General features: G+C 40.3%; 6 protein-coding genes and 1 pseudogene. 1 reads left to right on the top strand and 6 read right to left on the bottom strand.

Annotated elements, in window-relative coordinates:
• Positions 1-65 precede the first annotated feature (65 nt).
• Entirely contained in the window at positions 66-1565 is a 1500-nt protein-coding gene (locus VER_RS02390; protein WP_162099293.1) for a DASS family sodium-coupled anion symporter, read from the top strand.
• Between the two features lie 110 nt (positions 1566-1675).
• Here the strand turns inward: VER_RS02390 and VER_RS02395 are convergent, their stop codons facing one another.
• The 6 genes and pseudogenes from VER_RS02395 to VER_RS02415 form a co-directional block, all read right to left on the bottom strand.
• Positions 1676-3496: a YadA-like family protein gene (locus VER_RS02395; RefSeq protein WP_162099294.1), complete on the bottom strand. Its 1821-nt coding sequence runs from the start codon at positions 3494-3496 to the stop codon at positions 1676-1678.
• A 9-nt stretch (positions 3497-3505) separates the two neighbouring features.
• Positions 3506-3562 (bottom strand): annotated as a pseudogene (locus VER_RS10505) (hypothetical protein); the annotation flags it as partial.
• A 709-nt stretch (positions 3563-4271) separates the two neighbouring features.
• On the bottom strand, positions 4272-7559 hold the full coding sequence (locus VER_RS02400; RefSeq protein ID WP_162099295.1) for a YadA C-terminal domain-containing protein: 3288 nt from the start codon (positions 7557-7559) through the stop codon (positions 4272-4274).
• A 13-nt stretch (positions 7560-7572) separates the two neighbouring features.
• Positions 7573-7671 (bottom strand): ESPR domain-containing protein, encoded by a 99-nt coding sequence (locus tag VER_RS10510; RefSeq protein WP_162099296.1) that lies wholly within the window; start codon positions 7669-7671, stop codon positions 7573-7575.
• 698 nt (positions 7672-8369) lie between these two features.
• Positions 8370-9506 (bottom strand): DUF2827 family protein, encoded by a 1137-nt coding sequence (locus tag VER_RS02410; RefSeq protein WP_162099297.1) that lies wholly within the window; start codon positions 9504-9506, stop codon positions 8370-8372.
• A gap of 289 nt (positions 9507-9795) precedes the next feature.
• A partial coding sequence (locus VER_RS02415) for a YadA C-terminal domain-containing protein (protein WP_162099298.1) occupies positions 9796-13017 on the bottom strand: 3222 nt, incomplete at its 5' end.

Here is a 13017-nt window from a genome sequence, read left to right on the forward strand (position 1 = left end):
CATATCGCTTAAAATCAATTTTATTATGTATTCAGTATAATCACAAGAAAGTGAGATGATTACAAATGACACAACCCGCTTCACCCGCTCCGGTACCTGCTAAGGCTCGTTCTCATAGCCAGAATATTGGCTTGATTCTTAGCTTCTTGGTCTTACTTGGTATTCTATGCATCCCTACGCCTAGTGATTTATCTACCGCTGGCCATCGCATGATTGGCCTACTCTTTTTTGCTATCGTTCTTTGGATTACCAGTGCTGTATCTTATCCTGTCAGTGCCACTATGTTAACGGCCTTAACCGCCTTACTCTTAGGAACAGCACCCAACATTGATGCCCCCGACAAAATATTAGGCACCAGCAACGCATTAAAATTAGCCATTTCAGGCTATTCGACACCAGCTTGGGCGCTTGTAGCTGCGGCTATGTTTATTTCCGTTGCCATGACTAAAACAGGACTGGATCGGCGTATTGCTTTAAATGTATTATCTCGCATTGGCACTAAAACAAGTCATATTTATATTGGTGTTATCTTCACCGGCTTTATTCTTGCCTTCTTTGTACCAAGTGCCACTGCTCGACTAGCTTGTTTAGTTCCTATTATTATTGGTATTTTAGATAGTTTAGGCATTAATCGACAAAGTAAATTAGCATCCCTACTCGTAGTGGGTGCTACACAAGCAGACACAGTTTGGAATATCATGGTACAAACCGCCGCTGCCCAAAACTTAGTAGCCGTTGGTTTCATTTCCTCCCAACTTAACACCTCTGTATCTTGGTTAGATTGGCTACTAGCAGCCGCACCCTATTCATTAGTAATGATCGTCATCTACTACTTCTTATCCATGTGGCTATTAAAACCAGATGAACATGATTTAGAAGGTTCACAACAAGAACTACAACGGCATCTAAAAGAACTAGGCCCTATGAGCTTTAATGAAAAGAAATTATTAGCCTTATCCCTTATTTTGCTCGGTTTCTGGGCTACTGGTGGTCATTTACACAAATATGATACATCTACTACCACAATTGTAGCTATCGCCTTATTCTTAATGCCTGGCATTGGGATTATTGATTGGAAATATGCTCAAAGTCGTATTGATTGGGGTTCCATCGTTATGTTCGGCGCTGGCATCAGCTTAGGTACCGCCCTTTTAAAAACCAAAGCCGCGACTTGGCTAGCGAATGCCTTTGTTCACATGTTTACCCTTGAAACCTTGTCCGTATTCATGTTAATTGGCACGATTACCTTCTTCCTCATCGCGATTCACCTAGGCTTTGCTTCTGCTACGGCCCTAGCTTCTGCGATGATTCCTATTGTCATTTCTATCGTGCAAGCCGTTCACCTTCCTGGCATTAATCCCGTTGGCCTTACTATGATTGCGCAATTCTCTATTTGCTTTGGTTTTATTTTACCAGTTAACTCACCACAAGGTATGGTCGCTTACAGTAGCGGAACTTTTGATGTAAAAACCTTTATGAAAACAGGTATTCCTATCACTATCATCGGCTACGCTTTACTTGTAATCTACGCCGCTACCTACTGGCATTGGATTGGTTTAGTTTAATATTATCTTATAATACATAAAGCCCCCTCTACCGAACATTCGCTAGAGGGGGCTTTTATATTATATTCAGTTATATTAAAGCAGTCTCTAATTAAAGCAACACACTCTAATTATTTTTGAAGAATTGTTTGCATAGCCGCCTTTAATTCATTAATTTCAGCTTGCTGTGCTTGTAAACGTGCTTCTTGATCCGCTAAACGGTTGCGAAGTTCTTTATTTTCTTCACGAATGTTAACGCTTGCATTAGGAGCGCTACCAACAGCCCAAGAAATACCTGCATTAATCATAGTATCATTGTTACCGCTATAAGCTAAACCTGCATTAACACGAATATCTTCATTAACACGATGAGCTACGCCAAGAGCAATAGCTGATTCACCTTTGTAATAACCAAGGCCCGCATTAATAGCTGTTTTCTTATAATCTAAATCGTATGTACCATTAAGAGCCGCTAAGGCAGCACCCATAGCACCTGTTTTTTCAATTTTAGTATTTAATTTTGATTCCACTCGACCAATTTCATTACGAGCATTTTGAAGGCCTGTCGTTAAATCATTGTTTATATTGGTTTTTAAATCCTTTAATTGACTCACATTAACTGCATCAGTAGGCTGCTCACCAGGTGCTACATGACTAATTACTTTATCACCTGCATTGATACCCTTATCTGTAATCTGCACGCCACCATTTGTAATAATGCCATTTTTATTAATCGTTGTATTGCCAGCTTTTACACTACCATCAGCGCCAAGATTAATATCTTTATTCAAGCCAAGCGTTACTTGTTTTGCCTTCCCATCATTAATCGGTTTGTTACTCACAGATAAATTACTATCAGCGATGAATGTAACATCTTGAGGCCCCATATTATTTTCAATCTTCTGTTCAAGTGCTTTTAGTTGAGCCACATTGACCGCATCCGTTGCATCATAACCACCAGCTACATTGATGATACGGCGCGTGTTAGCCGGTACACTAATAGATTCATCATCTATATTCACTTTATAGTCAACATTCCCTACCGAAACAACACCTTGTTCTTTATTAAATACTTCTTCTGACAAATAAGCTGCCTTAACATAACTCTCTGATGGTGCTACCAAAGAATCTTTCCCTAAAACTATCGAATTATTCAATAAAGAACGTGCATGCGAACCTATAGCCACAGAATTAGACACTCCTTCTAGACGAGTATAATCACCTATAGCCGTATTATTTGTACCACTAACCCGTGAATAATATCCTAAAGCAGTAGACTCCTGACCATGTGTTTCAGCATAATGACCAATTGCTACAGCATTATCAAAAGCTGTACGAGATTGTTGGCCAATAGCTACCGAATAATGCCCTTTAGCAATCGAAGATATACCTAAAGCAACCGTATTAGAATCAAGGGCTTCTGAGGCTGCCCCTAAGGCTATAGTCTGAAACCCGAATGCTTTTGCCTTGAAACCTATGGCCATAGAATTTTCTGTAGCATTAACTGCTTCTGGTGCTTTTGTATCATCTACCCCAATCGGATGATATTTACCGCCAATTGTATAATCTACTGTATAATCTTGATCACGTGGCGGTTCTTCTGCAATTGTATTAGTTGGATTTTGCTCATTAATTTCACCAACATAAGCTTGACTCCCAATAGCAATACTATTTCGTGATGTTGTTTCTAAACCTGCCTGACTCCCAAGTGCTACGCTTTGTCCCGCCTTATTATTAGTGAAAGTGCCAATTGCTACCGTATCATTACCATCAGCTGTAGCTTGAGCTCCAATTGCAACCCCTTGACTTCCGTTACCTTTTGAATATACCCCTATTGCAATTGCATTAGCAGCCTCTAATTTAGTAGATGAACTATATCCTAAAGCAAGCGAAGCCTCTCCTAGTGCTCTTGCATTAAATCCAACAGCTGTTGCTCCTTGTTTTTGTGCCAATGCTGTATTCCCAATAGCAGTACTATCTACTGCATTGGCAACAGCGGAATTTCCTAGTGCAGTAGAACCACGAGGATTTGCCTTTGCACTATTGCTACGGCAGTGCTCGTTGTGTCATTTGTACTCGATGTTTCCCCGACAGCTAATCCAGCCCCACTACCTTTCAATACAGGGTCTGCTGCCCACACGTTACTCCCAGTCAGTGCTACCACAACAGCCAATGCCAAACAAACTTTAGATTGTTTTGAAATTACCTTCTTGCTCATGATACACACTCCTTCTAATATTTTATATAAAATAAATAAACAAACTCCCTAAGTCATGCATCTAACAAACAATATATAATTAAAACTTACCTATTACATCTAAAATTTTCATCATTATTTAATACAAGGATAGCACGTTTGCCCCCCGACAAGACATTCCACTCTATTCCAAATTCAATCATATATACCAATTTTGAATTATAATTTTATTTTCTTTTATGAAATATAAATATTTTTCAAGTAATTTATATTTCATAATATCAATCAGACACCGTTAATTATAGAAAATCCAACAACAATGCTATGATATAGCTATATTATGCTTTTTTGTTATCATATAATACTTTTAAATTTTACTTTCACCGTTTCAATAAGTTATTTATATAATAAATAAAAAACTAGCAACTAACTTACACTCTATAAATAGAGAATAATCAGTTGCTAGTTTTAATTCATTTGGGGAATTTATTTTTTTATCACGTTAAAGTAATTTTATATCTAACTATATTTTATTTTTGAGCTAACTGTTGTACTAAAGCTTCTAATTTTGCAATACGATTATCTTGCAAAGCAATTTTTTCATTTTGAGCAGTTAATTCAGCTTTTTGTTGTTGAATTTCTGTGGCTTGAGCTTTATTAGCTTCAGTTAATTGATTAATTCGCTGCTGCGCTTCCTTACCAGCCAATTGTTGCATTTCAGCATTTTCACGTTGTGAATCTGTACCAAATTTCCAAGTTACCCCTGCATTAGCCATCACTTTAGAATCATTGCTACCATAAGCTATACCTGCATTAAACATAGTAGAATCATTTACATAATGAGCAACCCCTAACGCCATTGCATTATGCCCTCGATAAGTACCAACTGCCGCCATAACTTGAGTTGGCTCAGCTGCATCATACTGAATTGGTTTAAGAGCACTTAATGCAGCACTTAAAGCACCTACATTTTTAACTTCATTCTTCACTTCACTAACTTGTCCTGAAACTGCATTTAACTGCCGCACATTAACAGCATCAGTATCATTAATACCATCAGCAACATTAGTCAGTCTACGTTCATTACCAACAGAACCAATTGAAACGGTATTCGCTTCTGATGCTACTGAATTAGCCCCTAAAGCTACCGAGTTAGCACCACTGGCTTGTGAATTGGCACCTAATGCGGTAGCACCATCAGCAGTCGCTTGCGCATTTGTACCATAAGCAGTTGTATTATTGCCAATAGCTTGGGACCCTTTGCCAGTTGCCAAAGCACCTTCACCATCAATAGTACCACCAGAAATGCCGCCAGAATTTAAAGTATCTAAAATGCTGTTAGCTGTAGAGGCTGCGTTAGTAGCTACAGTAGCACTGCTTGCTGCTAATTGAGCACTAGAATCGGCATTAGTTGCACTGCTTTGAGCACTACTTGCACTAGTGCTAGCAGCTGTAGCACTGGATTCTGCATTAGATGCACTCGTACTTGCTGCACCAGCACTTGATTCTGCACTAGATGCACTCGTACTAGCTGCGATGGCACTAGAATCGGCATTCGATGCACTAGTAGAAGCACTCTTAGCCCAAGATTCAGATACTTCTGCGCTAGATAAAGATGAGCTTGCGCTAGCCGCAGAACTATTGGCACTAATTGATGATTGATTTGCACTCGATTCAGATAATCTTGCCCAAGATTCTGATGCATCGGCGCTAGAAGATGCACTAACTGCACTAGAGTTTGCAGCAATTGCACTAGATGCACTGCTAGTTGCACTCGTGCTGGCTACATTAGCGCTAGATAGAGCATTATTTTCACTTACTGTTGCATTAGATGCACTGGTACTAGCCGCTGTGGCACTGGATGCACTACTTACCGCACTTGTGGATGCGGCCGCTGCGCTAGACGATGCATCAGAGGCACTCGTACTTGCTGCCGTGGCGCTAGACGCACTGCTTACTGCACTGATGGATGCTGCTGTTGCACTAGACGCTGCATCTGAAGCACTCGTACTTGCTGCCGTAGCACTGGACGCACTGCTTACTGCACTAGTAGATGCTGCCGCTGCGCTAGAAGATGCATCAGAAGCACTGGTACTTGCTGCCGTGGCACTAGATGCACTGCTTACTGCACTAGTGGACGCTGCCGCTGCACTGGACGCCGCATCAGAAGCACTCGTACTTGCTGCCGTGGCACTGGATGCACTGCTAACTGCACTTGTGGATGCGGCCTTTGCGCTAGACGCTGCATCTAAGGCACTCGTACTTGCTGCCGTGGCGCTAGACGCACTGCTGACTGCACTAGTAGATGCTGCTGTTGCACTAGACGCTGCATCTGAGGCACTCGTACTTGCTGCTGTGGCGCTAGACGCACTGCTGACTGCACTAGTAGATGCTGCTGTTGCACTAGACGCTGCATCAGAGGCGCTGGTACTTGCTGCCGTGGCACTAGATGCACTACTGGATGCACTTGTAGAGGCTGCCTCAGCACTAGACGCCGCATCAGAAGCACTGGTACTTGCTGCCGTGGCACTAGAGGCACTGCTGGATGCGCTGGTGGATGCTGCCGTGGCACTAGACGCTGCATCTGAGGCACTCGTACTTGCTACGGTGGCACTAGATGCACTGTTAGATGCGCTGGTACTTGCTACCGTGGCACTAGACGCTGCATCAGAAGCACTGGTACTTGCTGCGGTAGCGCTAGAGGCACTGCTGGATGCACTGGTACTTGCTACATTGGCACTGGATGCTGCATCCGAAGCACTGGTGCTTGCTGCCGTGGCACTAGAGGCACTGCTTACTGCACTAGTAGACGCTACTGTTGCACTGGACGCCGCATCTGAGGCGCTCGTACTTGCTGCCGTAGCACTAGATGCACTGCTTACTGCACTAGTAGAGGCTGCTGTTGCACTGGACGCCGCATCTGAGGCACTCGTACTTGCTACCGTGGCACTAGAGGCACTGCTTACTGCACTAGTGGATGCTGCTGTGGCACTTGACGCTGCATCTGAGGCACTCGTACTTGCTGCCGTGGCACTGGATGCACTACTAGATGCGCTTGTGGATGCTACCTCAGCACTAGAAGCTGCATCAGAGGCACTGATGCTTGCAGCCGTAGCACTAGAGGCACTGCTTACTGCACTAGTAGATGCTGCTGTGGCACTTGACGCCGCATCTGAGGCGCTGGTACTTGCTGCCGTAGCACTAGATGCACTGCTAGATGCGCTTGTAGATGCTGCTGTGGCACTGGAGGCACTACTAGATGCACTGGTACTAGCTGCTGTGGCACTTGACGCCGCATCAGAAGCACTGGTGCTTGCTGCCGTAGCACTAGAGGCACTGCTAGATGCACTTGTAGACGCTGCTGTTGCACTAGACGCACTACTTACGGCACTGCTAGCAGCCTCCTCAGCACTCGCTGCAGAACTTTCTGCATTACTTGCCGATGTATTGGCACTACTTTCAGCAGAGCTTGCACTGGAAGCAGAAGAAGTGGCAGAGGATGCAGAAGAAGAGGCTGCCGCAGCTGCTTGATCCAACTTCTCTTGCGACTCTGTACTCAAGCCTATAGTCAATACTTGTAGCGCTGTACTACGAGTTGGAGAATCTGCACCCACACCATCTGCATCACTAGAATCATAAGCACTCAATGTAGTAGTAATACCATTAATACCACGTAATAACAAACGGTAACTGCCAGTATTACCAGCATCCCACGCTACACTACTACTACCATTCATAAAATTAATATCTGCACTAATTAGACTGGCATATACAGATTGTTGCATTAATAACGTCGTACCCAATAATAAAGTGGCCACAGTCTTTCTTGCCCTAGACGACGTCCCCCCCCCGGTGTACTTTAGCAAATTCAGAAGCTACAACATAGCAGTTTTTACTCTTACTCCACACAACTTTAAAAATTTTGTTCATAAAATTTCCTCCACAAAAACCTACAATTTTAAATCTACAAATAGATGTTTAAAAGTAAAGCATTTTGTAATAAAAATAACCAAACCAGCAGATTTTAGTAAAAAAACAAAATATAATTTAAAATCCACCTTTAAACTATACTCATCATTATCTACCTTACACATTTCATCAAAACTATTAATTAGTTAGTATTTTTAAATACTATTTTTAATTCATTTTATTATATATCTTCACATTTTTTGATGTCAATACACCTTCCACCTTCACATTTAATCATTAACCTAATAGACTATCATTTTCAATTAATAAAGAACAACAAATCTTCTAAAACTCTCGTAAAAACGTCATTTTAATCACATATAACAAAAATTTTAAATTCTCATTTTCATTTTTTCAAACCTATCTATATCACGAATTGCATATTCTTCATTAATCTTAATATTAAATTCATAAATATCCTATCACCATTTTTTCATTTATATAGATAATTAACATTTTATGTGCAGTCATTTAACTTCACGTATATTTTATCAACATTATTCTTCATAATATAAAAATACGATTTCAAAAGAATTATCTCTTCTAAAATCGCATTTTGTAATTCATATTTTATTACTTCTTCCAGCGCCTCTTCATACGAAGTTTATCTTTCATCATGCCTTCTCTCAATCTATGCATACACAACACAAAACCCTACATTAGTCTTCAAATAATTTCTGCAATAACGACCGATGCGCCGCTACTACATCAGCATTATAAGGGGATAACGTTTCAAGAAAAGCTTTATTCTTTGTCGCATACGTTTCAAGTGATGCATCATAATGATTAATTACATCGAGCAATACTTCGGCCCCTTTATAGGCATCAAAACCAGGGTAATAGAAACCCACCCCTGCATCACGAAGCATTTCAGAGTTATGCACTAATGGATAATTGCCATATAAAGCTTCATAGTACGCATAATTTAGCCCCAATTGCCATTGATAAGAAAGCACAATATCCGTATAACGGGATAAGAAATAAGGCATTAAATGACGACTTTCTACAGTCATAACATTGTCTTTCACCAATCGAGTATACCCAATAAAGTTATGGAACCCGCTCACATCTTTTAAATGATATGTATTACATAGGTACACATGGGCTAACGCCTCTTTATCTTGTTTATACACAGCTTCAGCAATTAGAACAGGGATATAGCAATTTTTTACCACCGATGAATTAGGCTCAAATACGGAAACACGCCGACCACGCTTAGTTTTATCCGGATTATATCCAAAGGTAAGCCCTTCCTGTAATTGTGCGACTTGACGGTCAAAGAAAAAAGAATTCCAAATATGCGGCACTTTATATACCTTTGTCCCCGTCATAATGCTCAAATAATCTTTATTGGTTTCATATACTTGAGGAATGAGCCAAGCTTGATCATAGGTAGAACCATTAAATGCACGACCACCATCTTTACCTACAATGAATTTCTCCATATCCCAAATGAAATCATTCCCCATGCGATAGGTAACAATTTTTGCCCCATGCTTTCTAAATTCTTTTTCATAGAAGGGTTCTAATGTTAGCGTACCTTCAATAAGCACATCCGTTGTTTCCACAACCTCTTCATAGGGATATACGGCAATGCCCATGGCATCCACTTCTAATTCTTTTGGCAATGTTTTTAAATCATTTCCCCAAAACAGAAAATACACATCGTCTACTTCAGGAATTTGCATCAACGTTTCACGAAGAAAATACATATTTTGCCCTGCTCCATTAGACCAAATATGCTTATAGGAAGGGCCCCAAAAGAAGGTGATGCCTATACGCAAACCAGATTTCATACACTTCAACCTTTCTCTTTACTACACAATGTATACGATTTACGAATACTATATCATACTCTATATGATAATTTTGTGAAACAACCTGTCTAATTGCCCCAAGATATACAATAAACGGAAATAACAGCCCCTATAGAAAAGGCGATTTAAAAGGAGGGGGTTCCTTTCAAATCGCACTTTTCTAAGGCTAACAGCCTACCTAATATGGGGTTGTCACTAATGATGAAGCGATAGTAATACTACCATCTCATCATAAAGTTTCACGCAAACTACTATCAGTTGAGTTTAATTATCGTTGTGCTAATTGTTGTACCAAAGCTTCTAATTTAGCGATACGATCATTTTGTGCATCAATCTGATTTTGTTTTGCCGACAATTCAGATTCAAATTGAGCTTTTTGAGCCTGATTTTGAGCTTCTAAGGTTTCTACTTTATTAGAAAGTGAAGCAACTGAACTTGTCGTTTTAGCAGCATCGCCTGCGCCAATGCGGAATGTGGCCCCTACATTAGCCATCGCTTTGCCACCTTGACCATAAGATAAACCTAAGGTGTATTGTTGATTATTATTAGGTGCATATGCATAACCTACTGCCAATGCTTGTTTGCCGCGATAAGTACCTACACCAGCCATCACTTGACCACGTTCACCTTCTACGTAAGGAAGTGGATTCAAGGCAGCTAAGGAAGCAGCCATAGCATCGCCTTCAGCCGATTCATCGCGAACATTTTGAATTTCAGAGGCTAACCCACGGATTGCTTGGCCATGTGCATTCACTACTTCACCAAGAACACCGATGGATGCTGTATTCGTTTCAACTTGCTGTTTAATTGGATATAATTGGCCGCCAGTAATAGCTTGACGAGACCCTTCAGCAATATTACCATCAGCAATATTATTAGTTTCAATTAAACCCGTTTCACTGTTCTTCGTAGCAAATTCAACACCACCAATAGCTATGGATGTAGCAGTTAACTTAGTTTGATCACTCGTTGCACTCTTATCTGCCACACCGCCACCAATTGTTAACGCATCGCCAGTTAAAGACGAACCATTTACATTAAGAGCTGTGCCTGTTAAGGAAGAACCATCAACAGTAAGAGCTTTACCAGTTAATGTGGAACCATCTACAGTAAGAGCTTTATCTGTTAAGGAAGTGTTGTCACCTACTGATACACCATTATTAGTTACATTAGTGTTACCAACAGTTACACCAGTAGTAGTCACTTTAGTGTCTCCCACAGTTATAGACTTATTAATAGTTACATCATCTTTTAAGCTTAATGCATCATCATCATTAATGATAAAGTTATTCTGATCATATTTAAGGAATATATCATTTGGATTATCTTCATATGCACGATCCATCCAGTTATCTTCAATTGAACGGAACGATGAACCATTGGACGCTGTCGAAGATGCTGGTTTAGCACTACGATTAGTGTTAGAGTCACCTCCTACTGGCGTCCACCCTACTTTACGGTTCAATTTCAACATAGCATCTTCGGTTAACGATACATTGAAGATACGTTTCCCATTTTCATTAACAGTTGACTCTACTGCCACCGCTTCTTTACCACGAACACTAATTAAGTTTGTAATATTGCGTTTACCATCTTTAGTCAAGTTGTCCATATCCCTAGTAGCTGCATTTTCTGCATTAGCAAGGCTTTCTTTAGCACTGTCAGATAAATCAACAGTCACTTTATTTCCTTCAACTGCAGTTACGATGTTTTGTTTACCAGCTTCATCGGTTTTACCAACGATATCAACACGGTTGTTTTCTTTGGAAATGTTAACGCCATCAGCTTTACCATTTTCATCAGCACCAATAGTTACACCTTGTAGAGCACTACCAGCTGTTTTTTCAACATCCGCAAGTCTACCGTCTAAACCATCTACTTTATCGCCTAGATTCTTCACATTATCATTTAATCCCTTAACTTGATCACCCAAACCTTTAACGTCTTTATCAAGACCGTCAACACGGTCATTTAAGCCATCAACTTTATTACCTAAACCATTTACTTTAGAGCCTAAGTCTTTTACATCTTTGCCTAAACCATCAACCTTATCATTTAAGCCGTTTACTTTACCGCCTAAATCACCTAAGCCTTTTTCAAGCGTATCGACTTTACCATCAATGCCGCTAACCTTAGTATCTAAATTGTCAACGCGATTATTCACTTTATCAAGTTGGCCTTTATTAACAGCATCGCCAGCATTTTGACCTTCTGCAATATTAGTAATTACTTTACTACCTGCATCAATGCCTCCTTTAGTAATAGATGGACCATCTTTAATAGTTAAACCATCATTAGCTACTGCTGTATCACCTACATTGACGCCACTATCAGTAACACTAGTATTACCAGCAGTTGGGCTACCTACTGTAATACCATTATCGCTAATGGTAGTACCGCCAGTCTTGATAGAGCCATCGCTACCAAGATCTACATTCTTATCTAGGTTAACTGTAAATGTCTTAACATCATCTTTAGTGCTTGTATCAACAGTAATATTCTTGCCACCAACTACATTAACAGCATTTTGGCTCACTTCTTTAATAACATCCTTACCTTTATCATCAAGGTTGGAAAGTTGTTTGTCTGCTGCATTGTTAATACGTTCCTTAGTAGCTGCCGTTAAATCAACTACTAAGTTCTGACCATCAACTTTGCTTTCTACCATGCCACCATTTGGTTTGCCAATAATACCGAAGCTTGCATTGCCTTTATTAACAGTGACTACTCCGCCATTGCCATCATTGATTGTAATGGATTGTAATGCGGAGCCAGCTGTAGCTGCACCACCTTCAGCAATATTTTTAACCTCTTGTAACTGGTTGTAAGTAACTACATCGCCATCTTGTGTACCATTAGATACATTAGTAATCTTAGTACTACCTGCATTAATGCCACCAAGACTAATAGATGGGCCATTTTCAATAGTTAAACCACCATTTGAAATTGTTGTACCACCTACAGTAATAGTACCTAAATCACCAACTGTTATACCACCATTGTTAATAGTAGTACCACCTACCGTTACACTACCACCATTGATTACAGTGTCACCCACTTTAAATTCGCCTTGTGGCTGTAAGGTTACACCACCATTGTTAATCGTTGTGCCACCTACCGTTACATCTCCAGATTTAACTACGGTATCACCAAGAGTAATGGAGCCATCGTTACCAAGATCTACATTCTTATCGAGGTTAACTGTAAAGGTCTTAACACCATCTTTAGTATCGTTAGCAACATTGATGTTATCGCCACCAACTACATCAACAGCATCCTGACTGACTTCTTTAATAACGTCTTTACCTTTATCGTCAAGATTGGATAAGTCTTTATTAGCAGCATTGTCGATTTTTTCTTTAGTCGTTGCATTGAGATCAACTACTAAATCATTACCAACTACTTTGCTTTCTACCGCACCGTTTTCAGCACCTTTTACACCAAAACCAGCGTTAGCTTTATTAACAGTGATTTCACCATTATCGCTAAC

Source organism: Veillonella sp. R32 (genome assembly GCF_010093125.1).
In the GTDB taxonomy this organism is placed as follows: domain Bacteria; phylum Bacillota; class Negativicutes; order Veillonellales; family Veillonellaceae; genus Veillonella_A.